This window comes from Variovorax sp. 350MFTsu5.1, assembly GCF_048302515.1.
Lineage (GTDB): Bacteria > Pseudomonadota > Gammaproteobacteria > Burkholderiales > Burkholderiaceae_C > Variovorax > Variovorax guangxiensis.
In genome coordinates, this window is sequence record NZ_CP157621.1 from 68801 (window position 1) to 93489 (window position 24689).

Below are 24689 nucleotides of genomic sequence, written 5' to 3' on the forward strand. Positions count from 1 at the left end.
AAGAAGAAGGCTACGCATGAGGCATTTGGAATCCATCCCCACGGAGTGTGGCAACGCCATGCTGCGCAACTTCTCGGAGCAGGCGAAATGAACCCCTTAGTAGACCTCCGCAGCGACACCGTTACGCAACCGACGCATGCCATGCGCGAGGCGATGATGGCCGCACCGCTGGGTGACGATGTGTTCGGCGAGGACCCCAGCGTGAACGCGCTGCAGGAAAAAATCGCCTCACTGCTCGGTTTCGAGGCGGCGCTTTTCGTGCCGACCGGCACGCAGAGCAACCTGTGCGCCGTGCTGGCGCATTGCCAGCGTGGCGACGAATTCATCGCAGGCCAGCTACAGCACTGCTATCGCTGGGAGGGCGGCAATGCGGCCGTGTTTGGCGGCGTGCAGCCCCAGCCAATTGCGCACCAGCCTGACAAGACGCTCGCGCTGGCCGACATCGCGGAGGCGGTCAAGCCGGACGACCAGCACTTCGCGCGCAGCAAGCTGCTGGCGCTCGAGAACACGATGATGGGAAAGGTGATCCCGCTGGACTACATCGCGGAAGCCACCGCCCTGGCGCGCAGCAAGGGACTTGCGACGCATCTCGACGGCGCGCGCTTGTTCAATGCGGCCGTGGAGCAGGCGCGCCGCACAGGCGGTGACGCCAAGGCGGAGGCCAGGAAGATTGCGCGGTACTTCGACACGGTTTCGGTGTGTTTCAGCAAGGGGCTGGGCGCGCCGGTAGGTTCGGCTCTCTGTGGTTCACGGGAACTGATCGCTCGTGCACGGCGCACCCGCAAGATGGCGGGCGGCGCGATGCGACAGGCGGGCTTCCTGGCGGCCGCGGTTTCGCATGCACTGGACCACCATATCGACAGGCTCTCGGAGGACCACGCGCTCGCGAGGCGGCTGGCCGAAGGCTTGCGTGGCATCGAGGGCCTGCAAGTCGAGGAGCCTGACACGAACATCCTATTCGTCGACCTTCACGGTCCGGCGCGCGACAAGTCGGACGAACTGCTGGAAGCGCTCAAGCGCGAAGGCGTGCTGGCATGGGGGCTGTATCGCTTGCGCTTCGTCACCCATCTCGGTGTCGATGCCCAAGGCATCGACCGCTGTATTGCGGCGGTGCGGAGGTTCTTCCATGCCTGACGCGCAGCATCTCGCCGGGATAAGACAAATCCGGGTAATCGCCGATGATTTCACCAGCGCAACGGATGCGCTGCCCGCGTTCGCGCAGCGGGGATGGCGCACTCGCGTGGTACTTGGAGAACGGCTTGCCGTTCCGGTGCTTCCAGAGGTCTGGAGCACTGACACCGACAGTCGTACGCTGGACGACGCCAGCGCGGGGGGGCGGGTCGCGGCCTGGGCGCGCCAGTGGCGTGACGCGGACATCCTGGTCAAACAGTTCGATTCCACGCTGAGGGGCCCCGTTGCCTGCGAAGTGATCGCCGCATGGCGGGCCAGTGGGCGCGGGAAGCTGCTGGTAGCGCCGGCTTTCCCTGCCGCCGGCCGTACCACGGTCAACGGCGAGGTGTGGGTCGACGGGGTTCCTGTCGCGGAGACTGACTTTTCCCGTGACCCTCAGTTACCGGTGCGAGTCAGCAGCGTGCCCGGCTTGTTCGCTGCCGCAGGTCAGCGACTGCACGTTGCCCGTGATGCGGCCGAGGCCATCAGCCTTCTGGACAGGGTCGATGCGGTGGTGGTGGACGCATCCACCGAAGCCGATCTGGAAGAGCTGATTGTTGCCACCAGCCAAAGAAGAGATCTTCTTTGGGCCGGCTCAACCGGACTGCTGCGCGCACTGGCCGTTGCATTGCCCGACCGGCAGCAGGTCGCGCCGGCCTGGAAGGGCGCGCAGTGCCCCGGCATCGTGGTTGGCAGCTTCAATCCCAGGTCACGCGCTCAGCTGCGTCACGCCGAAGCCTGCGGCGCCCTTGTCTGGGCCACCCCGGATGAGCGGGGTGCGTCAGCGGCGCTGACGGCCGATCTCGTTGACAGGGTCTGCGATGCGGTGCTCGCTGGTCGCTGCGACGGCCTTGCCGTCACGGGAGGCGAAACGGCCAAGCACATCGCTCGCCGTCTGCAAGCATTCGAGATCGTGGTGCTGCGTGAAGTGCAGCCGGGTATTCCTTTGTGCCTGATGCGGACACCCGAAGGGGAGTTTCCGTTGGTCACGAAGGCAGGAGGTTTTGGGGACGACGACGTCTTCAAGCGTTGCCTCAAATCTTTGGAAGGAGCAATCTGATGAAGCCCATCGTGGTCACTTTCGGCGACGCCGCGGGCATCGGCCCTGAGATCGTCGTCAAGACCTTCGCCGACACCGAGTTCATGGAACAGTATCCCGCCTTCGTCGTCGGAGACCTGGGCATCATGAAGAGCGCCGCGGCGCGCTGGGGTTCCTCGCTGGTGGTGGAGCCCATCTTCGCCCCTGAGGAATACGCACCCGCCGCCCGGCGAATGCAGGTGGTCAGTCTGAGTGGATTGCCCGCGGACCTGCAACACGGCGAAATCAGCGCGGCGGCCGGGGCAGCAGCTTTTGGCGCTATCCGCCAGTCCATCGAATGGGCCAACGACGGACGCGTGAGCGCCATCTGCACGGCGCCGATTCACAAGGAAGCGCTCGCTGCCGCAGGCGTACCTTACCCCGGCCATACCGAAATGCTGGCCGATCTCTCAGGTACCAGCGACTACGGAATGATGCTGGCCAACCCATACCTGCGCACCCTGCTGGTGACGGTGCACTGCTCGATCCTGGACGCGGTTCGCAAGCTCAGTGTCGAGCGCGAACTGCAGGTCATCCGTCTGGCCCATCGGAGCCTGCAGAGCATGGACATCGCCCAACCGCGCATTGCGGTGGCCGGCCTGAACCCCCATGCGGGCGAGGGCGGGCTGTTCGGCAGCGAAGACATGGAGTTGATCGCGCCGGCGGTGGCCCAGGCCCGGCAGGAAGGCATCAACGCGGTCGGTCCGCTTCCCGGCGACACGGTGTTCATGCAGGCCCGCAAAGGCCGCTTCGACATCGTGGTCGCCCAGTACCACGACCAGGGATTGATCCCCGTGAAGCTTCTGGGCGTGGAGGACGGCGTGAACGTCACGGTGGGCCTTCCCTTCGTGCGGACCAGCCCGGACCACGGCACCGCGTTCGACATCGCCGGTCAGGGCATCGCCGATCCATCCAGCCTCAAGACCGCGCTTGCCACCGCGCACCAACTCGCCCGCAGTTCCTCTGCGGCAACCATTTGAAGGAAATCACCATGTCCCACTTCGTCTTCATGCTCACCAAGGAGGACCGCACGGTCCCCGACGCCGCCAAGATTTACGCAGACCTGGCGCGCACTCCGCTTCGCTATGTCGGATTCAAGGACATCGGCCTGCCCGTGGCGGAACTGGTGTCCCTGGCCGCCGCCATGAAGCGGGACGGCAAGAAGGTGATGCTGGAAGTTGTGAGCACCAGCCGCGAAGCGGAAATGCGTTCCGTGGAGGCAGCCCGGGAGATCGGTGTGGACTACCTGCTTGGCGGCCGCAACGCGGAAGAAGCGGTTCGCATCCTTCAGGGCACCGACATCCAGTACTTCCCCTTCGCGGGCCGTACCGAAGGCCATCCCACGCGGCTGGTAGGAACGATCGACGAGATCGTGGAGGATGCCAAGCGCCTGGCTTCGCTGCCGGGCGTGCATGGGTTGGATCTGCTGGCCTACCGCTTTGCCGGCGATGTGGAGCAATTGACTGCGCGAGTCGTTCAATCGGTCAAGGTCCCGGTCCTGGCGGCGGGCAGCATCGACGGCAACGAACGCGTGCAGACCATGCGTCGCTGCGGCGTGTGGGGCTTCACCGTGGGCAGCGCCGTCTTCGACGGAGACTTCCTGCGCGAACCTGTTCCCCAGCAGATCGAGAACATCCTGAAGCTGGAAGGCGTCACGGCGTGACGCAGCATGCGCGGCAGCCCCGAGCTGCCGCGCATGCATTCACCAAGGCCAGACGATCCGGTGCCCCAGCGCCTGAGCGCACGCGCGCTCGTAGATGAGGCGCGCCACCGTCAGATCCTGTAGCGCCAGACCCGTCATGTCGAACACCGTGATGTCACTGGCCGCGCGCGAGAACGGCGTTTCGCCCAGCAGCAGGGAGCCAAGCTCCACGCAGGCGGTTTCACGCGCCCACTGCATCTCGCCCAGCTGCGATGCCTGCTCGCGGTCATCGACCACCAGCCGTGCGCGCTCCAGGACGCCCGGCGGCAGTTCGCGCTTGCCCGCAGTATCGGCGCCTACGCAGTTCAGGTGAGTTCCTGGGCGTACCGCGCTGGCGTCGAAAAGTGGCCCTCCGCCCGGCGTCGCGGTGATGACGACATCGCTCTCGGTCACGGCACGGTCGGCATCTTGGGCGCAGTGCATGTCGCACTGGTCCGCAAACAGGGCCTCGAAGGCGGGGTCGGCCTTCCGGTCGACGGACACATACCAAACAGTGGCAATGCGGGGCAGTACACGCAAGGCGAAGCGCAATTGCGAGCGCGCCTGCACCCCCGTGCCGAAAACCGTGAGGCGCGTGCTGTCCTGGCGGGCGAGTTGTTCCAGCCCCAGTCCGCCCGCTGCGCCGGTACGTACCGTGGTGATGGCATTGCCGTCGATCACGCACCGAGGCCGGCCCGTGGCCGGATCGAACAGCAGAATGGTCGCCTGGTGCGGCTCGCCGCCCAGCTCGCGGTTGTGCGGCCAGAAACCAGCAGCTTTGAAGCCGAGCAAGCCCTGCGAGGGCACGTCGCCGGATTTGATACCAAACACGCCGCCGGTGGAGAGCTTCTCGCGCACCAGCGGAAAGACGCGCCCTTCATGCCGCCCGTGCAGCACGAAGGCCTCACGCACCGCCTGTGTGACCTCGGCGGGCGTGAGCAGCTGTTCAACTGCGCCCTTGTCCAGCAGGAGGAGGGTCGCTTCGGAAGGATGGGAATTCATCCTCGCCCGCCGCCGCTATTGCCAGCCACCAAACCGCGGCCACTGTGCTTCCACCTTGCTGGAACTGCCCCGTACCACGTGATAGTGCCCATGCTGCGCGGCTGTGGCGCAGGCGTGATTCGGCAGGACACGAACGCGGTCGCCGATGGCAAGGTCGGGCAGCACGCCGCCCGATCCGGGCCGCACCGTGATGATCCCGTGTTCCTGGTTGGCATCGGCCACGATCAAGTCGGCATGCGGCTGGCCGGCGATGTCGCAGACGATGCCGTAGCCCTGGTCGATTTCCTGCTTGCGCGTGCCCCGGTCCTGCGACATGGCCATCCAACCGGCGTCCGTGAGAATCCAGCCCTTTTCGCGCTGGTGGCCGATGACGGTCGCCAGTACCGAGAGGGCGATATCGTCGACGCCGCAGACACCCACGCCCGCCATAACCAGGTCGAAGAACACAAACACGCCAGCCCGCACCTCGGTGACGCCGGCGAGATCCGCCGCGTTGTGCGCGGTCGGTGTCGAGCCCACGCTGCGCACGGGGCAGGCTAGGCCCGCTTCGTGGAGGATCGCAGCTGCATCGACCACGCTGCGCCGCTCGTCTTCCGCGCATTGCCGCAGGGCCGCGCCTCGCGCGGCATAGCTGCCGCCCGCATGGGTCAGCACGCCGCGCAGTTCCGCGCCATCCGCCAGGGCGCGTCCGATGTCGATCAGGCGCTGCCTATCGTCGGGACGCACACCCGAGCGATGGCCATCGCAGTCGATCTCGATGAGGGCGGGTATGCGTGCTCCCGTCTCGCGCGAGGCCCGCGCCACCGCTTGCGCCTGCTCCACCGTGTCGAGCACGACAGCCACGTCGGCACCCTTGGCGCGCAGCGCCAGCACCTGTGGGAGCTTCGTGGGCACGATGCTCACTGCGTAGATGATGTCCCGCACGCCGGCGGCCACGAATTGCTCCACTTCCTTGAGGGTCGACACGGTGGCCGGGCCCGCTGGCGATCTCATCACGCGCCGCGCGACCTCCACCGACTTGGCGGTCTTCAGGTGCGGGCGCAGCGCCACGCCCAGTCCATCCAGCCGCTGGCGCAAGCGGGCAATGTTGCGCTCCATGCGGTCCGCGTCGAGCACCAGGCAGGGCGTCGGCAAATCGTTCAACGTGGCTACTGCCATATCAGTGCGGGTGTATTCCATTTCAGCTTGCTGCGTTCACAGGTTGCCTTGGCACAGGTACTTGGTGTGCATGTAGTCTTCCAGGCCCCAATGGGAGCCTTCGCGTCCGTAACCCGATTCCTTGACACCTCCGAAAGGAGCGCTCGGCGCCGAGATCGCGCCTTCGTTGATGCCGACGATGCCGGTCTCCAGTGCCGACGCCACGCGCCAGATGCGGCGCACGTCATTGGAATAGAAGTAGCCCGCCAAGCCGAACGGCGTATCGTTGGCCAGCGCAATCACTTCGGCCTCGCTCCCGAAGCGGAACACAGGCACCACAGGGCCGAACGTCTCTTCGCACGACAGTTCCATGTCTCGCGTGGCATCGATCAGCACGGTCGGCGCGTAGTAATTCGGTCCCTGCGCGATCTCGCTGCGCACGCGATGGCCGCCGACCACCGCCTTGGCGCCTTTGGCCACGGCATCTTTTACATGCCGCTCGATCTTCTCGACCGCGCGGCCATTGATCATCGGGCCGATCTGTGCCTCGGGCGAGGTGGCGGGGCCCACCTTGAGCGCGCCGACGCGGGCGGCAAGCTTGTCCACGAAGCGATCGTGCACCGCGTCGTGCACGTAGACGCGGTTGGGGCTCACGCAGGTCTGCCCGCCGTTGCGGAATTTCGCGGCCATCACGCCTTCGACAGCGGCAGCCACGTCGGCGTCCTCAAAGACGATGAAGGGCGCATTCCCGCCTAGCTCCAGCGAGAGCTTCTTGAGCGTGCCCGCCGATTCGCGCGCCAGCAGCTTGCCCACCTGCGTGCTACCGGTGAAACTGATCTTTCGTACGCGGCCGTCGGCCAGCCATACGCCCACCACTTCTGGGGTGCGCTCGCGCGAAGCGGTCACGATGTTGAGCACGCCCGGCGGAACACCGGCCTGTTCGGCCAGCTCGACCAGCAGCAGCGATGTGAGCGGCGTGTCCTCGGCAGGCTTGGCTACGACGGTGCAGCCGGCGGCCAACGCGGGCGCGATCTTGCGGGCGATCATGGCGGCCGGGAAGTTCCAGGGCGTCACCACGGCCACCACGCCGACTGCTTCCTTCAGGACGAAGAAGCGCTTGCTCGCCACCGGGGCCGGGATCATCTCACCATTGGCGCGCACGGCTTCCTCGGCGTACCACTCGACGTAACCTGCGCTGTAGGCGACTTCACCACGGCCTTCCGCCAGCGGCTTGCCCTGCTCGCGCGAGATCAAGGCTGCAATGGCTTCTGTGTTCTGCACGATGAGTGCGTGCCAGCGCTTCAGCACTTGGGCACGCTCCTGCGCAGCCTTCGACTTCCAGCTCGCGAGTGCAGCCACAGCGGCATCGACCGCGCGCGAGGCGTCCTCCACGCCGCTGTCGGGCACCTGCGCGACGAGGCTCTCGTCGGCCGGGTTGCGCACGTCGAACACGCGGCCGTTCGTGGCAGGCTGCCATTGGCCATGGATGTGGTTCAGTGTTTTCATGTCAGGTCAGTGGTTGTGCGTCACCTAGAAGTCGGCGACCTTGCCCCAGGACGAGTCGCTAAACCGGCTGGGGTGATAGGGACGGGGATCAACGATCGGCGCGGCGCCCGTGGCCAGGTCCGCGATCAGGTGGCCCGCCCCTGGGCCGATGCCGAAGCCGTGCCCGGAAAAACCCGCAGCCAGGATGAACCCCGGCACGGACGCTACCTCGCCGATGGCCGGAACGCCGTCCGGCGTGCAGTCGACGAAGCCTGCCCACGTGTGCGTGACCTGGGCCGGCCGAAGTTGCGGCAGCAGTTCGACCGCGCGGCGATGCGTCTTCCTGACGGTGGGCAGATCGGGTTTGGGGTCGAGGATGCGCACCCGCTCCATGGGGGTGGGTGCGTCCAGACGCCACCGCTTGAGCGTCTCGTGCCCGCCGCGGATGCCTTCCAGGCCGCCGGGGATCATGCTGCGCCAGCGCTTGGCGAACATCGGGACGAAATGGGTGGCGAACCGCATGAACTGCGGCGTCACGTCCACCCGCGCGCGGCCGCTGATGGCCAGCGCATAGCGTCCGTCGTTGCGGCGCGTCACCGACACGTCTTTGGTGAAGAGGGCATCGGGCAAGGCGCCGTCCACTGGCGACACGCTGAGAATGGTTTGTCGGACCGAAGCCTGCGGAAAACGGATGCCGAGTTGGCGGCAGAACGACGAAGCCCAGGCCCCGCCGGCCATCACTACCGTTCGGGTTCGGATCACTCCGGCTTCGGTCACCACGGCGCTGACGCGGCCGCCCTCCAGCTCGATGCCGCGCGCGGCGCACTGCTGGAGCACCTTGCCGCCCAGTTTCATGAACGCCCGGGCCACGGCGGGGGCCGCCTTGGCCGGATCGGCCGTGCCATCGCTGGGAGAGAAGACGCCGCCTTTCCACTCGCGTCCCGTCGCTTGTCCGCGCTGGGCGGCCTGCCGGCCATTGAGCATGATGGAGTTGACGCCCGCACCCTTCGCGAAATCACGCCAGCTCGCCCAATGCGCAAGTTCCGCGTCGTCGTTGCTGAGGTAGAGCAGGCCGCAGCGGCGAAAGCCGGTGTCCTCGCCGGTCTCGGCGGCGAATCGGTCCCAGAGGTCGAGGCTCTTGCTGGCCATCGGCAGTTCGCGTGCGTCGCGGTTCTGCTGGCGGCACCAGCCCCAGTTGCGGCTGGATTGCTCAGCGCCGACACGGCCTTTCTCGACCAGGGTCACCGAAAAGCCGCGCTGTGCCAGGTAGTAGGCCGCGAAAACGCCGACGATGCCGCCGCCGATGACGACGGCGTCCGCCGAGAGTGGCGGCGTTTGTGGCGTCTCGATGTATTGCAGGGGAGGGGACATGATCAAGCCGGCACGATGGTCAGGCCTGAGGGGTCTGGGTGGCGTAGAACTTCGCCACGCGCTCGTGGCTTTCCCAGCCGATGGATGCGCCCAGGGGGACGAAGAACGTGTCGCCAGTGGCGAGGGACAGCACGCTGCCATCCGGCGCTGCGAATCGCACGCTGCCGGCCACCAGGTGCATGAACTCGTTGGAGCCGTGCGGTCGCACGATGCGGTGGTAGGGCGTGGAATCCCAGGTGCCCGACGTGAATCGGGCAGCATCTTCGGTGAAGACGTTGTCGCTGCGGCATTCCGGCGCCGAGCCGAACAGTACCTCCGGTGGCAGCGATCGCGACGGTTTGAAATCGGCGTCGGCGCGTAGCCGCGCGATGCCGCTGCGCGTCGGTTTGTCGCAGGCTGCCGCGCAGAAGGACATCTGCACCCGCGAGCTGGCTTGGATGTGCAGCGAGGTGCCGCATCCGATGACTGCGCCCGTGTGGGGCCCGAGCACCAGCGGCGCAGCACCTGCTGCCGTGAGCGTCAGTTCGCCCTCGACGACAACTAGCGTCTCGACGTGGGGAAAGCTGACGACCTCGAGTTCGCCGATGAAGCTGGTGCGACCGACGGCCATGGCGTCGGGTCCTTCCCAGGCGATCTCGCGATGGCGCGTGAAGGGATCATCCTTGCCGAAGGCGGCCCGTCGGAACGACGTGGAAACGGGTGCGCCGTTGGCGCGATGCAGCACGAGGGCTACGGTCATTGATTGCTCCTGCGCGTTGTGCGCTGTTTTTAGTGAAAGCCGAGAATGGCCTTGGTTTCGAGGTACTCCTCCAGGCCTTCGATGCCGTACTCGCGTCCGTTGCCGGAGTGCTTGTAGCCACCGAAAGGCGCATGGGGGCTCCAGGCCGGATGGTTGATGTGCACTTGGCCGGAACGAATGCGCTGGGCCACGGCGCGTGCCGCCACGATGTCCTTGCCCTGCACGTGAGCGCCGAGGCCGTAGACGGTGCAGTTCGCGATCTCCACGGCCTCGTCGACGCTGTCGTAAGGGAGCACGACAAGCACTGGCCCGAATATTTCTTCCTGCGCGATCTGCATCTGGGCACCGACCGAGGAGAACACTGTGGGCCGGCAGTAAAAGCCGCGGCGCAGATCGTCCGGGCGGCCGGCCCCTCCGCAAACGAGCCGCGCGCCTTCGGCGATGCCTGTCGCGATCATTTCCTGCACCCGGTTGAATTGGGCGCGATTGGCCACCGGGCCATGCGTGGTCTGCGCGGAGCGTGGATCGCCCACCACGAAACTCGCCGCCGTTTCCGCCGCGAGCCGTTCGACTTCCTGGAGCCGCTCGCGGGGGACGATCATGCGTGTGGGAGCGCTGCACGACTGGCCGACGTTGCGCATGCCGGCTGCAACGCCAAGGGGAACGGCCCGCGCCAAGTCCGCATCCGGCAAGAACACGTTAGGCGATTTGCCTCCGAGCTCCTGTGCAACGCGTTTGACGGTCGGCGCCGCCGCCTGAGCAACCAGCACCCCCGCGCGGGTCGAGCCTGTGATGGAGATCATGTCCACGTCCGGATGCGCCGACAACGCTGCGCCGACTTCGGGCCCCGTGCCGTTGACCAGGTTGAACACCCCAGGAGGTACGCCTGCGTCGTGCATCAACTCGGCGAAGAGCAGGGCGCTCAGCGGCGACAGCTCGCTGGGCTTGAGCACGACCGTGCATCCCGCGGCCAGCGCGGGGCCCACCTTCGCGGTGATCTGATAGAGCGGCCAGTTCCAGGGCGTGATCAGGCCGCACACGCCGATGGCCTCGCGCTGGATGGCCAAGTCACCGCGCTGCGAGAGGAAGGGGTAGCTCGTCGCGTTGTCCCGGGCGACGCGAATGTGCTCTGCCGCGACGGGGACCTGCGTGCTGCGTGCGAAGGCGATGGCGGCACCCATCTCCAGCGAGATCGCTTGCGCGAATGTCTCGGCGCGCTCCAGGATGAGGCTGTGAATGCGGTCCAACAACGCAGCCCGTTCGTGGACCGGACGGACCGACCACGTGGGGAAAGCGCGCCGCGCGGCCGCGACCGCATCGGCCACGTCCCGTGCGTCGCCCAGCACCATGTCCGTCAGGGGTTCTTCCGTGGATGGGTCGATCACGATGGAACGCGCCTGCCCATGGGGCCTGACCCACTCGCCTCCGATGAAAACCCGGTCCAACCGGCCGTCGAGGCGTTCGACGATTAAAGAGTCCGTTCGTGTCATGACGGCGCAGTATCGAAACGGCAGTTCATGCAGTCAAATTCCAATATTGCCCGTGTTCATGCTAGTTTGATATGAATGATCTGAGTCCTCCAACCGCATACTTCAGGCTCCCAGGAAAGGACTAGAGGTATGAAGCAAGGCATCAGCACCATCAACCTACGCCCATTCAGGCCCGGCGACGTGCGATTGGCGCACGTCTTGTCCAGCGATCTGAAGTGGCCGCACCGGCCCGAGGACTGGCAGTTCGCGCTGTCCCTGGGTGAAGGTGTGGTCGCCGAACGCGATGGGAAGGTGCTGGGCACAGCGCTGTCATGGCAGTGGGGCGCGGACTACGCCACCATCGGACTCGTGATCGTCGCTCCCGAACTGCAGGGTCAGCGCATTGGCAACCGCATGATGCAGGCCCTGCTCGACCGCTTGGGTGCGCGCCATGTGCTGCTGCACGCGACGCAAGCAGGACGCGGCCTCTATGAGCGGCTGGGTTTCGTCGCTATGGGCGAGGTTTGCCAACACCAGGGCATGCTCGAGCGTTCACCGCAGCCGCACCGGCGGGAGGGCGATCACCTGCGGCCACTCGAGGAAGATGACATCGAATCTCTCATCACCCTCGACGCTCGGGCCACAGGCATGCTCCGCACCGAACTACTTCGGCGCGCGTTTGCGGAAGACAGGACCGTGGTCCTGGAACGAGGCGGCCAGACCGCAGGTTTCGCAGTTTTGCGGCGTTACGGTCGCGGTCAGGCGATCGGCCCCGTGGCCGCTCCGGACCTCGAAGCCGCGAGCCTGCTGATATCGGACTGCTGTCGGCACGTCGACGGGTTTCTGCGTGTCGACGTACACGCCGATGATGGCTTGTCGCAGTGGCTGCAGACGCAAGGGCTGCCGTGCGTCGGCGGCGGCACCGTCATGGTCCGCGGCCGTGTCTTCGAGCGGGGACCGGCGCGCGGCGGCTGGGTTGTGTTTACCCAGGCGATCGGCTGACCCTCTTGCGCGCGGCGTTCTCGCTGCCGCGCACCACGATCCGCAGCGCCTCGACGAAGTCGGCAACCAGCGCTTGCTCCGGCTGCTGATGGGCCCGTATCAGGTAGCAATCGAAGTGGATGGCTGGTTCGAACTCCAGCGCATGCACGCCCGCGAGACCGAGATCGGTGAGAACTGCCGGATTCACGATGCTGACGCCCAACCCGCGAGCCACCATGGCACACATCGTGGTGGCCAGCGTCGTCTCGATCTCGAGCTTGCGGACCTCGGGAACGAAGGCCTTGTCAATCTCCGCACGTGCGACGTCAGGGGGCGAAGCCGAGATGAAAGACTCCCCAGCCAAGTCCCCCGGATTGACCTTGCGGCGGCGCGCCAGCCGGTGCCCCTTCGGCACGATGCAGACGGCACGCTGCGAAAGGACGAGCTCGCTGTCGACTTCCTGCGGTAGCGCTACGTAGGGCGCCAGCCCCAGGTCGTAGTAGCGCGACGACACACCTTTGCAGATGGTTGCGGAGTCCGCTGTGGTGACCACGATGGGCACGTGCGGTCGCATGCCGCGAAACACTTGCAGGATGCGTGGCACAGGGTTGATGGCCAAGGCCGGCGTCACGGCGATCCGCAGGCCATCCACGCCCAGCGTGCGGATGCGCTCCGCCGCCGCGCCGATGGATTCCAAGCCCACGTAGACGCGGTCCACTTCCTTGAGCAATGCGTGCGCTTCGGGCGTGGGAAGAACCCGCAGTCCGACGCGCTCGAACAGCTTCATCTGCGTTTCGCGCTGCAGCAGCGCGACGGCCCTGCTCACGTTGGGTTGCGAGGTGTGCAACTGCGTGGCGGCAAGCGTCATCGAGCCTGTGTGCATGACGGCGCGGAAGCATTCGATCTGGCGGAGGTTCATGTCGGTAGTGTATGAAGTTCGACGGAACTTCTGTCTGGCTGCATGAAATCGCGTGTCGACACCGAGGGAATCCAGCACTTTGAAGGAGTCTCTCGATGACGGCACTGCATGGTCAATGCCCTGCCGCCGGTCAACAGGGCGAAGTTGCCGAATGAGCGCAGCGCACAGGTCGCGACAACGATCAATTCCAAGTCGTCCAACGGCGGGCCGGAACTTCCAGTCCATGTTCCTGAGTCACTGCTGATAGGACTCCCCGTGTGACGGCAAGGACCGGGTTCGAGTGGTTGCATCCGCGAGGAACGCTTTTGCGCTTTCGTGACGGTCGACCGGGAGTTGGCACCCCTGCAATGAACTCCCACTGTGAGTGGAAGCGACAGTGCCATGTGGCACCCGAAAGTACATATCCGAAGTGCATCAAGTGACCTAAAACTTGTATTTGACCGCATGCAGTGTCCCTTCGATACTGACTGAAGACGGCCAATCCTTCATGTGACGCAACGAGGCAACGAATGGACAGCAAGAATCCGCCAGAACGCCGCTTCGTGCGACTCGGCGAAACCGAGAGACGTGCAATTCAGGTCTGGATCGATGGCCGACCCGTACATGCTCTCGAGGGCGACACGCTGCTCGTGGCGCTTCTGTCCAGCACGAGCCACTTGCGCCATTCCGAGTTTTCAGACGTCGTGCGCTCCGGCTTCTGTTTGATGGGCGCGTGCCAGGATTGTTGGGTGCGGGACGAGCAGGGGCAACGCCTACGCTCCTGCAGTACGCCTGCCCGTGACGGCATGCGCATCCTCACTTCCGCACAGGAGGTCGAATGGGCCAGGCTCGCATAGTCATCGTCGGCGCCGGCCCTGCGGGGGTCCGCGCGGCGCAAGCGCTGGTCGAGCGCGGAGTCCGGCCGGTCGTCGTGGACGAGAGCCGCCGTGACGGCGGGCAGATCTACCGCCGGCAACCGGATGGGTTCAAGCGTCCTTACGCCAAGCTGTACGGAACGGAAGCCGACAAGGCGCAAGCCTTGCATCGCAGCTTCGAGCAACTGCAGCACCGGATCGAATGGCGCGCCGAGACGTTGGCCTGGCACATCGAGCCTCATGCGTTGCATGTCGTTCGCAATGGTGAAGCTGAAGTCCTGCCCTTCGACGCGTTGATCGTCTGCAGCGGCGCTACGGACAGGCTGATGCCGATGCCGGGTTGGGACTTGGCGGGCTGCTATAGCCTGGGTGCCGCGCAGATTTCGCTCAAGTCGCAGGCCTGCGCGATCGGCCGGCGCGTGGTGTTCATGGGCACTGGGCCGCTCCTGTATCTCGTCGCCGCTCAGTACGTGGCCGCGGGCGCGCAGGTGGAAGCGGTCCTGGACACATCGGCTTCGGTACTGCGCCTGCGAGCGCTGCCTAGGCTTGCCGCGCGGCCTAGCGTGCTGCTCAACGGCTTGAGGCTCGTGGCCTCGCTGCGGAGGGCGGGCGTGCACGTGATGACCGGCGTCACGCCGGTCGAGATCGGCGGTTCGCCTCAACGCGGTGTGACTGGCATGCGCGTACGCGACAGACGTGGACGCGAACATGCATTCGAATGCGACGCCGTCGCGCTGGGCTATCACCTGCGCTCCGAAGCCCAGCTTGCGGACATCGCCAGATGCGAGTTCCGGTTCGATGCCGCGTCGCGCCAATGGCTGCCTCGCGTCGACCAGGACGGCCGCAGCAGCGTCAAGGGCATGTACCTCGCGGGAGACGGCGTGCGTCTCTCCGGTGCGGATGGTGCGGAAGCCGCGGGCCGTCTGGCGGCGCTGACCTGCCTCGCAGACCTCGGCATTGAGCGCTCTGATCGTGCGGAAGTGGTGCAACTGCGCGCAGCCCTCGACAAGATGGAGCGCTTCCGGCTGGGCCTGCTGCAGGCGTTTCCCTGGCCGCACCGCGCGGCGGCCGCATTGCCGGACAGCACCGTCGTCTGTCGCTGTGAAGTCGTCACGGCGGGCGAGTTGCGCACAGCAGTCAGCGAACTCGGGGCCTGCGAGATCAACCGCGCCAAAGCGTTGTGCCGCGTGGGGATGGGGCGTTGTCAGGGCCGATACTGCGGCCACGCGGCTGCGGAGATCGTGGCGCATGCCGCCGGAATTCCTCTAGAGCAGGTCGGGCGCATCCGCGGCCAGGGCCCGGTGAAGCCGCTTTCCGTGTCGGCGCTGGCCGTCGGAGGTGCCGAATGAACAGCAGGCATTTCGCCGCTGACGTCGTGATCATCGGCGGTGGCATCGTCGGTGCGGCCGGCGCCTTCTTCCTGCGCCGGCGAGGCCTCTCCGTCGTGTTGCTGGAGCGTGGCCTGGTGGGCCAGCAGGCCAGCGGTGTGAACTTCGGCAACGTGCGTCGGCAGGGGCGGTATCTGCCGCAGCTGCCTTTGGCGCACCGTTCGCGCGAACTCTGGGGACGATTGCCGGAGTTGATCGGCCACGACGCCGAGTTCACTGTCACCGGTCACGTGCGCGTGGTGTACGACGCGGACGGCATGGCCGCCATCGAAAAGTATGCCGCTGATGCGCGGCCTTGGGGCCTCGATCTGCAGATCCTCGGTCACTCCGAAGTTCACAAGCGGTTTCCTTTCCTTGGGCCAGACGTGGTCGGCGGCTCGCTGTCTCCGAACGACGGCCATGCCAACCCCCGCCTGGCGGCACCGGCGTTCGGTCGCGCGGCGCGCAAGGCGGGCGCCACCGTGCTGGAAAATTGCGAGGTTCTGGACCTGCAGAAGGGCGCACTTGACTTTCATGTCACGGTCAAGGATGGAACCCGCGTCACTGCGCCTGTGGCGTTGGTCTGCGCGGGAGCCTGGGCCGGCAAATTCAGCGCGTGCTTCGGAGAGCCGGTGCCGCTGGTGCAACGCGGTCCCACGATGGGCGTGACCGAACCCGTGCCCTACGGGATCTTGCCGGTGGTCGGCGTCAAGAGTTCCAACCCTGCTGACGACATGTACTTCCGCCAGGTCAAGCGGGGCAACATCGTGTTCGGCGGCAGCGTGCGCAACGACGCCTATCTTGACGAGCGCCGCGCGCAGCCCAGGCCCGGCAACACTTTGCTGCAGCTGCCGCATCTGAGGCGCATCGCTCCGGCGCTCGCCAACCTTCACGTACTTCGCACCTGGAGCGGCGTGGAAAGCTATTTCCCGGACGACCTGCCGGTCATGGGACCCAGCCAGAGCGTGAGCGGCCTGTATTACGCCTTCGGCTTCTGCGGCCACGGCTTCCAGACCGGACCCGGTGTCGGGGACGTGATGGCAGAACTCATCGACCGCGGTACGACCAGTATCGACTTGACTCCCTACAGCGTCCGCCGCTTCGGCGAAACCATCGGCGCGCCGCAGGCGAGTCTCGCCACCGTGTAACCACCCTGCAAACCAGCACAGGAGACAACCATGACTGACCACAAAAATAATTCAAGCCCCACCAGCCACCCAGGCCTGGGCAATCTGACACGGCGCGACGCCATGTTCGCCGGTGCGGCGGCCTTTGCGGCCGGGTCGCTTGGTTTAGCTGTGAGTGCACGCGCTGCGGCGCCGGCTACGAAGCCGACGGGCCAAGCCATTCTTGGCTTCTCGCAGGAAGTCACCGTCCTGCATCCGCTGATGACGTCCAACGAAGTGGATCAGGGCGTCTGGTGGAACCTGTTCAGCCCTCTATGGCTGATCGACGCTCGAGGCAACTTCGTGCCCGTGTTGGCCAAGTCGGTTCCGACCTTGGAGAACGGCGGCATTTCGGCCGACGGCCTGAGCTGGCGCGTGGAACTGCGCAACGACGTGAAGTGGCATGACGGCAAACCGTTGACGGCGGAGGATGTGCGCTATTCGATCGGCCTGATGAAGAACCCGGCCTTCCGCGCCCGTAACCGAACGGCCTTCGACATGATCGCGAGCGTTGCCGTGGAGGGCACTCATGTGATCACGTGGAAACTGAAGGAGCCCTATGCGCCGCTCACCTCCACGCTGAGCTGGACCTTCATCGTCCCGGCGCACGTCCTGTCGCAGGACCCCGATCCCAACTCTCCGAAGTTCGCGGCCGCACCTGTGGGCACCGGCCCTTATCGCTTCGTGAGCCGCAAGACCGGCGACTACGTGATGCTCGAGGCGAATCCCGGCTACTTCGGGACGGTGCCCGTCGTCAATCGGTTGATCTTCAAGTATGTGCCGGACCTGAACGCGATGTACACGCAGTTCAAGACGGGAGAGATCGACTTCGTCGGTCTGGCGGGCATACCGGCCAATTTTTACAAGGAAGCCTCGGCGCTGCGCGGTCGCCGTGTCTATCCTGCGGCGCGCTCCGCGGTTGAGAACCTGACGCTCAATCTGGCTCACCCCGCGCTGGCGGACAAGGCCGTGCGGAAGGCACTGAACATGGCCATCGACCGCCAGTCGATCTGCGACATCGTCTACTACGGCCTGCCAAAGCCCGCCAACAGCTTCCTGGTCCCTGGCCACTGGGCCTATAACGCCAGTCTGCCCAAGTTCGAGTACGACCCCAAGAAGGCTGCTGCGACGCTTGACCAACTTGGCTGGGTGAAGGGTGCCGATGGCATCCGCGTGAAGAATGGCGTGCGGCTGTCTTTCACGAACTCGACCGTCACGGGCAACCAGCTGCGCGAGCAGACGCAGCAGCTCATCGCTGACGACTTCAAGAAGATCGGCGTCGAGATGCTGATCAAGAACATGGTGGCGGCGGTGCTGTGGGCCGACTTCTGGCGAAACTCCGAGTTCGACAGCCTGATGACAGCGCCGACCTACACCATCGCCTCGGATCCGGATGTCACCCATCGCTTCGGTTCGGGAGCCATTCCCAAGGAAACCAAGTCGGGCTCGAACGTGAGTCTCTACAAGAACGCTGGGGTGGACACGCTGCTTGCCCGAGGCCGCCAGGAATACAACCTGGCCAAGCGCAAGGAGATCTACGCCAAGGTCCAGGAACTGATCATGGACGACCTGCCTTTTCTGCCGTTGTTCAACCTTGTGGAGGTTGAAGGCACGAAAGCGGGGCTGGACGGGTATGCGGGCAACGTGAACGCGCTGTCCAATGCCTGGAACGCAGCCAGCTGGCGCTGGACTGCCTGAAAGCGGGTGCCGTCATGAGCCGATATCTCCTGAGCCGCTTGCTGCAGGCACTGCTGCTGCTGTGGCTGGTTTCAATGATCGCTTTCGCGATCCTTCACCTGGCGCCCGGTGGGCCACTGTCGCAGTTTCTGGCCACCGGGACCCTGGGGCCGGAGGACATTGAACGGCTCATGGCCCAGTACGGCCTGGACCGGCCGCTGCCTCTCCAGTACCTTGACTGGGCCGGCAATCTGCTAAGAGGCGACTGGGGCCGGTCGTATCGTGACGACCTGCCGGTCTTGACGAAGATCGGCATGCATGTCGGCCCCACGCTCGAGCTGATGATCTCTTCCACGCTGTTGGCGATGTTTATCGGTGGAATGATCGGCATCCTCGGTGCCGTAAGGCGGTATTCATTCTTCGACCACCTCGCCACCATCGGCGCCATGGTGGCCCTATCGATTCCCACCTTTTGGTTCGGGTTGGCGGTGATCTACGTCTTCTCCGTGAACCTGGGATGGCTGCCGGCCGGCGGACGGGAAACCATCGGCGATGGTTCTGTGCTCGATCGCATGCAGCACCTGGTGTTGCCCTGCATCGTGCTGGCATTGGTGTCGACGGCAGTGTGGAGCCGATACATGCGTTCCTCGATGCTGGATGTGATCAATCAGGACTACATCCGCACGGCCCGCTCCAAGGGCGTCGCTCCGGTGCGCATTCTCATCCACCACGCCCTACGCAACGCCTTGTTGCCCATGATCACCATCACCGGCCTGCACGTGTCCACGCTGCTGAGCGGCGCCCTTGTGACCGAAACCGTTTTCACCTGGCCCGGCATGGGAAGGCTGTTCCTGGACAGTGTGGGCAACCGGGACTATCCAGTGGTGATGGGCATGCTCATGTTCACTGCATGCATGGTGCTGCTGGGCAGCCTGCTAGCCGACCTGCTCTATTCCGTTGCGGATCCCCGCATCAAGGTTGGTGTTCAATGAGCGCCGTACATACAACATCCCTCCCGCTCGTTCGTCGGTCCTTCAGCGAACGGCATCCTGCGATCCGCCGCTTCATGCGGCACCGTCTTGCCATGCTGGGACTGGTGGTGATCGGACTCATGACGCTGCTGAGCTTCGTCGGACCTTATCTGACGCAGTTCAACGCCACGGACACCGACATCCGGAACCGCCTGGTTGCTCCCTTTGCGGGCGTCCATATCCTCGGCACGGATCCCCTTGGCCGCGACATCCTGGCGCGCCTGATGTACGCAGGACGCATCTCCCTGTCGGTGGGCTTCGCCGCCACGTTGCTGTCCATGGTGATTGGCGTACTGGTGGGGCTGGTGGCGGGTTTCTATCGCGGCGCAATTGGCACCGTACTGATGCGCTTCGTGGATTCCATGCTGTGCTTTCCGACGATTTTCCTGCTGCTGGCGGTCGCGGCGCTGATAGAGCCCTCGGTCATTTCCATTGTGGTACTTATCGCTGCGGCCAGTTGGATGGAGGTGGCGCGCGTGGTCGAGGGGCAGGTCCGCTCTCTGCGTTCACGCGACTTCGCGGTTGCGGCAGAGTCGCTTGGCGCCAGCGACTTGAGGATCATGTTCCGCGAGCTCCTGCCGAACGCAGTGGGACCCATCGTCGTTGCCGCAACGCTGAACATCGCCAACGCGATCTTGGCGGAGTCCTACATCAGCTTTCTCGGCTTCGGCATCCACCCCCCGACGCCGAGCTGGGGAAACATGCTCGAGAACGCGCAAAGCTATCTGACGAATGCGCCGTGGTTGGCCATCGTACCGGGGGTCGCCATCACGCTCACGGTGACCAGCTTCAACTTCATTGGTGACGGCCTGCGCGATGCGCTGGACGCCAAACTGGATCGTTAAGGATGCTTGCCATGGACCATCTCGAGCCATTGCACTTCGTGCCCGCTGCCGAAAGCGCGGAAGTGGACAACATTCTGGAAGTGCGTGACCTGAACGTGACGTTCCGCGCACCTGGCGGACCCGTGCGGGCCGTGCGCGATGTGAGCTTTACTTTGCGCCGGGGCGAGAACCTGGCGTTGGTGGGAGAAACCAGTTCGGGCAAGAGCGTGACCTGCCTGGGCCTGCTCGGCCTCACCCCACCTGCGCCGCACTGCGCCATCAGCGGTTCTGCCCGTCTGGCGGCGCGCGATGGCAAAACCTACGAGCTCGTGGGTACGCCCGAGCGTGTGATGCGGCAGGTGCGCGGAGGCGCCGCCTCGGTGATTTTTCAAGAGCCGATGACCTCGCTCAACCCGGTGCACACCGTCGGGGCGCAAATATGCGAGAGCCTGCACCTTCACCTGGGGATGAAAGGCCGCGCCGCCACGGAGCGCGCCGCTGAACTCCTGAACCAGGTCGGTATTTCCGATCCCAGGCGCCGGCTCGCGAATTACCCGCATGAACTGTCCGGCGGCATGCGCCAGCGCGTGATGATCGCCATGGCGATTGCATGCGAACCGTCCCTGCTGATCGCCGACGAACCTACCACGGCGCTGGACGTGACCATCCAGGCGCAGATCCTGGAGCTGCTGCAGAAGCTGCAGTCCGACAACGGCATGGCGATGATCTACATCACGCACAACCTCGGGACGGTTGCCGAGATCGCAGACCGGGTGATGGTGATGTACGCGGGCCGCATCGTGGAAACGACGGACGTGGTGTCGCTGTTCGCACAGCCGCGCCACCCCTACAGTCGCGGACTGATCCAGTCTGTTCCACGGCTGCACTCGAATCGCGCCCGCAAGACCCCGCTGTTCGCAATCCCGGGCAACGTCCCTGACCCGACGTCCCACCCGCCGGGCTGCACCTTCGGGCCGCGCTGCAGCCATTTCGAGCCGGGACGCTGCGATGTCGCAGTGCCGGACCTCGAGGGCGTCGGGCCTGGCCACCTGGTCCGGTGCGTGCGTTGGCCTGAAATTCAAGGAGCCGTGTGATGCAGCAAGAACATACCGCTGCCGCCCTATTGCAGGTCGAAGGCATGCGCAAGTGGTACTCGATCGGCGGGGGCTGGCTGGGCAAGCCAGCTCAGACCGTGAAGGCCGTCGACGGCGTGAACTTTGACATCCGCCGGGGCGAGGTGTTGAGCCTGGTGGGCGAAAGCGGCTCCGGCAAGAGCACCATCGGCCGCGCGATCCTGAACCTCGATGCGCCAACGGCGGGTCAGGTCCGATTCGACGGCAAGCCCCTGGTGGGCCTCACGCGCCGCCAGATGCGGCCCCTGCGGCGCGCGATGCAGATGGTCTTTCAGGATCCGTACTCGTCGCTGAATCCGAAGCACACGGTGGAGGAGTTGCTGTCGGCGCCGCTGCAGATCCACATGCCGGAGCTCACCGTGCAGGAGCGCCGCGACAGGATCGACGCCATATTGAAGACAGTGGGACTCAACCCCGCGCATCGCGCCCGCTATCCGCACGAGTTCTCGGGCGGCCAGCGACAGCGCATCGGCATCGCTCGCGCGCTGATGACCGAGCCGCAGCTGTTGGTGGCTGACGAGCCGGTGTCCGCGCTCGACGTTTCGGTGCAGGCGCAGGTGATCAACCTGCTGCTGGAGCTGAAGCAGCGCTTGGGTCTTACCATGCTGTTCATCAGCCACGACCTCGCTGTCGTGGGCCACATTTCCGATCGCATCGCGGTGATGTATTTAGGCCGGCTGGTGGAAATCGGCGACGCCGAATCGTTGCTGAACGATCCTCGGCATCCCTACACGCGCGCCTTGATGGCGGCGGTTCCGAACATCGACCCGCAGCAGCGGCGCCCGCGCGAGCTGCTCAAGGGCGACATCCCCAGTCCGCTGGCGCCGCCCTCGGGTTGCTCCTTTCGCACGCGATGCCCGCATGCCCAGCCTGCTTGCGCGAACGCCGTTCCTGAACTTAGGTTTGTTGAGCGGAACCACGCGACCGCGTGCATCCGCGACGACATCTGACGCCAATCCATGTCTCCTTCTATCCTTCGCGTTCGCAGCGACGACAAGTTGCCCGAGCAAGCCGATGCAGTGATCATCGGCGGTGGCATCGTCGGTGTCTCTACGGCGTATTTCCTGGCCCAGCGTGGCCTTTCTGTGGTCATCCTGGAAAAAGGCTATATCGGCGGTGAGCAGTCCAGCCGCAACTGGGGTTGGTGCCGCCAGCAAAACCGCGATGCGCGCGAGCTGCCGCTTTCGGGTCTCTCGATGCGTTTGTGGGATGAGATGGCACGCGACATCGGGCGTGACCTCGGCTTCCAGCGTTGCGGCCTGTACTACGCGAGTGACGACCCGAAGCAGCTCGCCACCTGGGAAGCCTGGGGAGCGCAGCATGGACGTCCTTTTGGTGTGCGCACACGCATGCTCGACGCCAAAGAGGCCGAAAGCGTGATGCGAGGCAGCAGCACTCGCAAGTGGCTGGGCGGTGTGCACTCCATGGACGATGGCACTGCGGATCCGGCCCTGGCGGCACCTGGCATCGCAGAAGGAGCCCGTGCTTTCGGTGCCACGATCCATCAGGACTGCGCGGCCCGCGGGCTTGACATTTCCAATGGCGCGATAAGCGGCGTGTTCACCGAGAAAGGCTTGGTCAGGACGGGCGCCGTCGTGTGCGCTGGGGGTGCTTGGGCCTCTGGGTTCTGCCGCCGGCACGGCATCTCCTTCCCGCAGGCGAGTGTCCGTGCGTCCGTGCTGCGCACACCGCCCATTGAAGGTCTTGCACCAGCGCTGGCGACCCCGGAGTGCACGCTGACGCGCCGCCCCGATGGCGGCTACATCGTCGCCATCAGCGGAAAAGGGACGCTGGAGCTAACACCCCAGGGTCTGCGGTACGCGCGTGACTTCATGCCCATGTTCGTCAAGCGGCTCAAAGCGGTGGAGATCGGCGTAGGGAGTTCCTTCTTCCGTGGACCCGAGGCACTCAACCGCTGGGAGTTCGACGAGAAATCGCCGTTCGAGCAAATCCGTGTGCTGGACCCAGTGCCCGACCAGAAGGCGATCAACTACCTCTTGGACAGCTTCAAGCGGCTCTACCCGGCGCTGCCTGGGATCACGGTGTCCCAGGCCTGGGGGGCGTACATCGACAGCACGCCGGACGCGGTGCCCGTCATCTCGCCTGTGGACCGCATCCAGGGCTTCGTGCTCGCCGCCGGCTTCAGCGGCCATGGCTTCGGTCTGGGGCCTGGGGCAGGGCAACTGGCAGCGAGCATGGTCACGGGCGACGCGCCTCCTGTGGATCCCACGCCTTTCCGCTACTCGCGCTTTGGCGACGGCTCGAAGGTCAAGGTCGGCGCTATCTGAGCAGCTTCGATAAGTACGGAAACCATCTTCATGAACAATCTCACCTTCTTCAAGTTCGACGATCTGGGTACGGCCCGCGAGGGCGGACCTTTGTCGGAACGCGTCCTCGCAGGCACTGCCAAGTTCAAGAACTGGGACGTGGACCGTTCCAACGACGAAAAAGTCCGCGCTGGCGTCTGGGAAACCACGCCTGGTACCTACCGATCCATCAAAGGTGGTACCTGGGAGTTCTGCTACATCCTCTCGGGCCTGTCGGAAGTGACAGAGGACGGAAAGGAGCCCGTGCGGGTGCGCGCGGGAGATTCCTTCGTCATGAGACCCGAATTCACGGGCATCTGGCATTGCATCGAAACGACCCGCAAGATCTGGGTCGTCTACAACAAGTAGCCATGGCCTTCGTCTACAAGGCCGACCCCGTGCGCGGGGCGGAATGGGCACGCCTGTTCGCCGCCAAAGCGCCCGAGATTCCGTTTCACATCTGGCCCGACATGGGCCCGCCCGAACGCGTGCGCTATCTCGCAGCGTGGACGCTGCCAGAAGGCTTCGAGCGGCAGTTCCCCAACGTGGAACTGGTGTTCTCCACGGGTGCCGGCGTGGACCAGTTCGACCTGAGCAAGGTGCCGCCGGCCCTGCCTGTGGTGCGCCTCGCCGAGCCTGGCGTGGTGGCGGGCATGGTGGAGTACGCCACCATGGCGGTGCTGGCTTTGCACCGGGACCTGCCAGCCTACATCGAGCAGCAGCGGCAAGAAAAATGGGCCGCGCACCGCGTCCATCCTGCCGCCAAGCGACGGGTGAGCGTTCTTGGCATGGGAGTGTTGGGTCGGGCGGTCCTCACGCAGCTTCGAAGTTTTGGATTCCAGCTTGCGGGCTGGAGCCGGACGCGCCATGAGTTCGAAGGCGTGACTTGCTACGCGGGTGAGGGCGAGCTATTGGGGATGCTGGCTGCCACGGACATCCTGGTCTGCTTGCTGCCGCTGACGAGCGAGACGCGCAACATTCTCGATGCGACGCTGCTCAATGCTTTGCCCTGTGGTGCATCTCTGGTGCATGTGGGGCGTGGCGCACAGCTTGACCACCAAGCCTTGCTGGACGCGCTCGACAGCGGGTGGATTTCTTCCGCCGTGGTCGATGTCACGGCACCCGAGCCGCTGCCTGCGAACCACCGGTTCTGGTCACATCCGCGCATTCTGTTGACGCCGCATATCGCCAGCATGACCCAGCCGGAAACAGCGGTTGATCTCGTACTGGAGAACATACGGCGCCATCAAGCAGGCGAGCCGTTGGTCGGTCTTGTGAGCCGCGACAGGGGGTATTGAG

The 24689-nt window shown here is 65.2% G+C and carries 23 protein-coding genes; 16 read left to right on the forward strand and 7 right to left on the reverse strand.

Annotated elements, in window-relative coordinates:
- Positions 1-87: 87 nt before the first annotated feature.
- From ltaE to ABL843_RS31750, 4 genes are read left to right on the forward strand one after another with little or no spacing between them, the layout of a single operon-like run.
- Positions 88-1134 carry a low-specificity L-threonine aldolase gene (gene ltaE / locus ABL843_RS31735; RefSeq protein ID WP_369662853.1) on the forward strand — a complete coding sequence of 349 codons (1047 nt, stop codon included), beginning with the start codon at positions 88-90 and terminating at the stop codon, positions 1132-1134.
- The gene (locus tag ABL843_RS31740; protein ID WP_369662854.1) at positions 1127-2230 is read left to right on the forward strand and encodes a four-carbon acid sugar kinase family protein; all 1104 of its coding nucleotides are present in this window, start codon (positions 1127-1129) and stop codon (positions 2228-2230) included. Before ltaE ends, ABL843_RS31740 begins: the two co-directional genes overlap by 8 nt.
- Positions 2230-3228, forward strand: coding sequence for a 4-hydroxythreonine-4-phosphate dehydrogenase PdxA (pdxA, locus tag ABL843_RS31745; protein ID WP_369662855.1), 999 nt, complete (start codon positions 2230-2232; stop codon positions 3226-3228). Before ABL843_RS31740 ends, pdxA begins: the two co-directional genes overlap by 1 nt.
- Before the next feature lie 11 nt (positions 3229-3239).
- Positions 3240-3911: a 4-hydroxythreonine-4-phosphate dehydrogenase gene (locus tag ABL843_RS31750; protein WP_369662856.1), complete on the forward strand. Its 672-nt coding sequence runs from the start codon at positions 3240-3242 to the stop codon at positions 3909-3911.
- A 39-nt stretch (positions 3912-3950) separates the two neighbouring features.
- Here the strand turns inward: ABL843_RS31750 and ABL843_RS31755 are convergent, their stop codons facing one another.
- The 6 genes from ABL843_RS31755 to ABL843_RS31780 are packed head-to-tail and all read right to left on the reverse strand — an operon-like array spanning position 3951 to position 11153.
- Positions 3951-4931, reverse strand: coding sequence for an ornithine cyclodeaminase family protein (locus ABL843_RS31755; RefSeq protein WP_369662857.1), 981 nt, complete (start codon positions 4929-4931; stop codon positions 3951-3953).
- Positions 4932-4946: 15 nt separating this feature from the next.
- A complete protein-coding gene (locus ABL843_RS31760; RefSeq protein WP_369662858.1) occupies positions 4947-6110 on the reverse strand; it encodes a DSD1 family PLP-dependent enzyme in 1164 nt (387 codons plus the stop codon).
- A gap of 15 nt (positions 6111-6125) precedes the next feature.
- Entirely contained in the window at positions 6126-7574 is a 1449-nt protein-coding gene (locus ABL843_RS31765) for an NAD-dependent succinate-semialdehyde dehydrogenase (RefSeq protein WP_369662859.1), read from the reverse strand.
- A 24-nt stretch (positions 7575-7598) separates the two neighbouring features.
- A complete protein-coding gene (locus tag ABL843_RS31770; RefSeq protein ID WP_369662860.1) occupies positions 7599-8924 on the reverse strand; it encodes an NAD(P)/FAD-dependent oxidoreductase in 1326 nt (441 codons plus the stop codon).
- Positions 8925-8943: 19 nt separating this feature from the next.
- Positions 8944-9663 (reverse strand): cupin domain-containing protein, encoded by a 720-nt coding sequence (locus ABL843_RS31775; protein ID WP_369662861.1) that lies wholly within the window; start codon positions 9661-9663, stop codon positions 8944-8946.
- Positions 9664-9692: 29 nt separating this feature from the next.
- Positions 9693-11153, reverse strand: coding sequence for an aldehyde dehydrogenase family protein (locus ABL843_RS31780; protein ID WP_369662862.1), 1461 nt, complete (start codon positions 11151-11153; stop codon positions 9693-9695).
- A gap of 129 nt (positions 11154-11282) precedes the next feature.
- Between ABL843_RS31780 and ABL843_RS31785 the strand changes: the two genes are divergently transcribed.
- Positions 11283-12134 carry a GNAT family N-acetyltransferase gene (locus tag ABL843_RS31785; RefSeq protein WP_369662863.1) on the forward strand — a complete coding sequence of 284 codons (852 nt, stop codon included), beginning with the start codon at positions 11283-11285 and terminating at the stop codon, positions 12132-12134.
- Here the strand turns inward: ABL843_RS31785 and ABL843_RS31790 are convergent.
- Positions 12115-13032, reverse strand: coding sequence for a LysR substrate-binding domain-containing protein (locus ABL843_RS31790; RefSeq protein WP_369662864.1), 918 nt, complete (start codon positions 13030-13032; stop codon positions 12115-12117). The genes ABL843_RS31785 and ABL843_RS31790 overlap by 20 nt on opposite strands.
- 509 nt (positions 13033-13541) lie before the next feature.
- On the opposite strand from ABL843_RS31790, the gene ABL843_RS31795 reads away from it, so the two are divergent.
- Genes ABL843_RS31795 through ABL843_RS31845 form a run of 11 tightly spaced genes read left to right on the forward strand, consistent with a single transcriptional unit; the run spans position 13542 to position 24688 of the window.
- The gene (locus ABL843_RS31795) at positions 13542-13868 is read left to right on the forward strand and encodes a (2Fe-2S)-binding protein (RefSeq protein WP_369662865.1); all 327 of its coding nucleotides are present in this window, start codon (positions 13542-13544) and stop codon (positions 13866-13868) included.
- Positions 13850-15235: an NAD(P)/FAD-dependent oxidoreductase gene (locus ABL843_RS31800; RefSeq protein WP_369662866.1), complete on the forward strand. Its 1386-nt coding sequence runs from the start codon at positions 13850-13852 to the stop codon at positions 15233-15235. Before ABL843_RS31795 ends, ABL843_RS31800 begins: the two co-directional genes overlap by 19 nt.
- The gene (locus ABL843_RS31805; protein ID WP_369662867.1) at positions 15232-16401 is read left to right on the forward strand and encodes an NAD(P)/FAD-dependent oxidoreductase; all 1170 of its coding nucleotides are present in this window, start codon (positions 15232-15234) and stop codon (positions 16399-16401) included. The genes ABL843_RS31800 and ABL843_RS31805 overlap by 4 nt, the downstream gene beginning before the upstream one ends.
- A gap of 30 nt (positions 16402-16431) precedes the next feature.
- The gene (locus ABL843_RS31810) at positions 16432-18117 is read left to right on the forward strand and encodes a peptide ABC transporter substrate-binding protein (RefSeq protein ID WP_369662868.1); all 1686 of its coding nucleotides are present in this window, start codon (positions 16432-16434) and stop codon (positions 18115-18117) included.
- A gap of 14 nt (positions 18118-18131) precedes the next feature.
- Complete coding sequence (locus ABL843_RS31815) at positions 18132-19088, forward strand: ABC transporter permease (protein WP_369662869.1); 957 nt, start codon at positions 18132-18134, stop codon at positions 19086-19088.
- Complete coding sequence (locus tag ABL843_RS31820) at positions 19085-19972, forward strand: ABC transporter permease (RefSeq protein ID WP_369662870.1); 888 nt, start codon at positions 19085-19087, stop codon at positions 19970-19972. The genes ABL843_RS31815 and ABL843_RS31820 overlap by 4 nt, the downstream gene beginning before the upstream one ends.
- Before the next feature lie 11 nt (positions 19973-19983).
- Entirely contained in the window at positions 19984-21045 is a 1062-nt protein-coding gene (locus ABL843_RS31825; protein ID WP_369662871.1) for an ABC transporter ATP-binding protein, read from the forward strand.
- Positions 21045-22034, forward strand: coding sequence for an ABC transporter ATP-binding protein (locus ABL843_RS31830; RefSeq protein WP_369662872.1), 990 nt, complete (start codon positions 21045-21047; stop codon positions 22032-22034). Before ABL843_RS31825 ends, ABL843_RS31830 begins: the two co-directional genes overlap by 1 nt.
- Before the next feature lie 9 nt (positions 22035-22043).
- A complete protein-coding gene (locus tag ABL843_RS31835) occupies positions 22044-23372 on the forward strand; it encodes an NAD(P)/FAD-dependent oxidoreductase (RefSeq protein WP_369662873.1) in 1329 nt (442 codons plus the stop codon).
- A 30-nt stretch (positions 23373-23402) separates the two neighbouring features.
- Complete coding sequence (locus ABL843_RS31840; protein ID WP_369662874.1) at positions 23403-23759, forward strand: cupin domain-containing protein; 357 nt, start codon at positions 23403-23405, stop codon at positions 23757-23759.
- 2 nt (positions 23760-23761) lie between these two features.
- Positions 23762-24688, forward strand: coding sequence for a 2-hydroxyacid dehydrogenase (locus tag ABL843_RS31845; protein ID WP_369662875.1), 927 nt, complete (start codon positions 23762-23764; stop codon positions 24686-24688).
- Position 24689: the final 1 nt, after the last annotated feature.

Coding starts and splice junctions, on each gene's coding strand:
- ABL843_RS31825 (WP_369662871.1), top strand. CDS start 19,984: ATGGACCATCTCGAGCCATTGCACTTCGTGCCCGCTGCCGAAAGCGCG.
- ltaE (WP_369662853.1), top strand. CDS start 88: ATGAACCCCTTAGTAGACCTCCGCAGCGACACCGTTACGCAACCGACG.
- ABL843_RS31780 (WP_369662862.1), bottom strand. CDS start 11,153: ATGACACGAACGGACTCTTTAATCGTCGAACGCCTCGACGGCCGGTTG.
- ABL843_RS31750 (WP_369662856.1), top strand. CDS start 3,240: ATGTCCCACTTCGTCTTCATGCTCACCAAGGAGGACCGCACGGTCCCC.
- ABL843_RS31845 (WP_369662875.1), top strand. CDS start 23,762: ATGGCCTTCGTCTACAAGGCCGACCCCGTGCGCGGGGCGGAATGGGCA.
- ABL843_RS31830 (WP_369662872.1), top strand. CDS start 21,045: ATGCAGCAAGAACATACCGCTGCCGCCCTATTGCAGGTCGAAGGCATG.
- ABL843_RS31805 (WP_369662867.1), top strand. CDS start 15,232: ATGAACAGCAGGCATTTCGCCGCTGACGTCGTGATCATCGGCGGTGGC.
- ABL843_RS31765 (WP_369662859.1), bottom strand. CDS start 7,574: ATGAAAACACTGAACCACATCCATGGCCAATGGCAGCCTGCCACGAAC.
- ABL843_RS31795 (WP_369662865.1), top strand. CDS start 13,542: ATGGACAGCAAGAATCCGCCAGAACGCCGCTTCGTGCGACTCGGCGAA.
- ABL843_RS31835 (WP_369662873.1), top strand. CDS start 22,044: ATGTCTCCTTCTATCCTTCGCGTTCGCAGCGACGACAAGTTGCCCGAG.
- ABL843_RS31755 (WP_369662857.1), bottom strand. CDS start 4,931: ATGAATTCCCATCCTTCCGAAGCGACCCTCCTCCTGCTGGACAAGGGC.
- ABL843_RS31820 (WP_369662870.1), top strand. CDS start 19,085: ATGAGCGCCGTACATACAACATCCCTCCCGCTCGTTCGTCGGTCCTTC.
- ABL843_RS31740 (WP_369662854.1), top strand. CDS start 1,127: ATGCCTGACGCGCAGCATCTCGCCGGGATAAGACAAATCCGGGTAATC.
- ABL843_RS31785 (WP_369662863.1), top strand. CDS start 11,283: ATGAAGCAAGGCATCAGCACCATCAACCTACGCCCATTCAGGCCCGGC.
- ABL843_RS31840 (WP_369662874.1), top strand. CDS start 23,403: ATGAACAATCTCACCTTCTTCAAGTTCGACGATCTGGGTACGGCCCGC.
- ABL843_RS31800 (WP_369662866.1), top strand. CDS start 13,850: ATGGGCCAGGCTCGCATAGTCATCGTCGGCGCCGGCCCTGCGGGGGTC.
- ABL843_RS31770 (WP_369662860.1), bottom strand. CDS start 8,924: ATGTCCCCTCCCCTGCAATACATCGAGACGCCACAAACGCCGCCACTC.
- ABL843_RS31810 (WP_369662868.1), top strand. CDS start 16,432: ATGACTGACCACAAAAATAATTCAAGCCCCACCAGCCACCCAGGCCTG.
- ABL843_RS31790 (WP_369662864.1), bottom strand. CDS start 13,032: ATGAACCTCCGCCAGATCGAATGCTTCCGCGCCGTCATGCACACAGGC.
- pdxA (WP_369662855.1), top strand. CDS start 2,230: ATGAAGCCCATCGTGGTCACTTTCGGCGACGCCGCGGGCATCGGCCCT.
- ABL843_RS31775 (WP_369662861.1), bottom strand. CDS start 9,663: ATGACCGTAGCCCTCGTGCTGCATCGCGCCAACGGCGCACCCGTTTCC.
- ABL843_RS31760 (WP_369662858.1), bottom strand. CDS start 6,110: ATGGAATACACCCGCACTGATATGGCAGTAGCCACGTTGAACGATTTG.
- ABL843_RS31815 (WP_369662869.1), top strand. CDS start 18,132: ATGAGCCGATATCTCCTGAGCCGCTTGCTGCAGGCACTGCTGCTGCTG.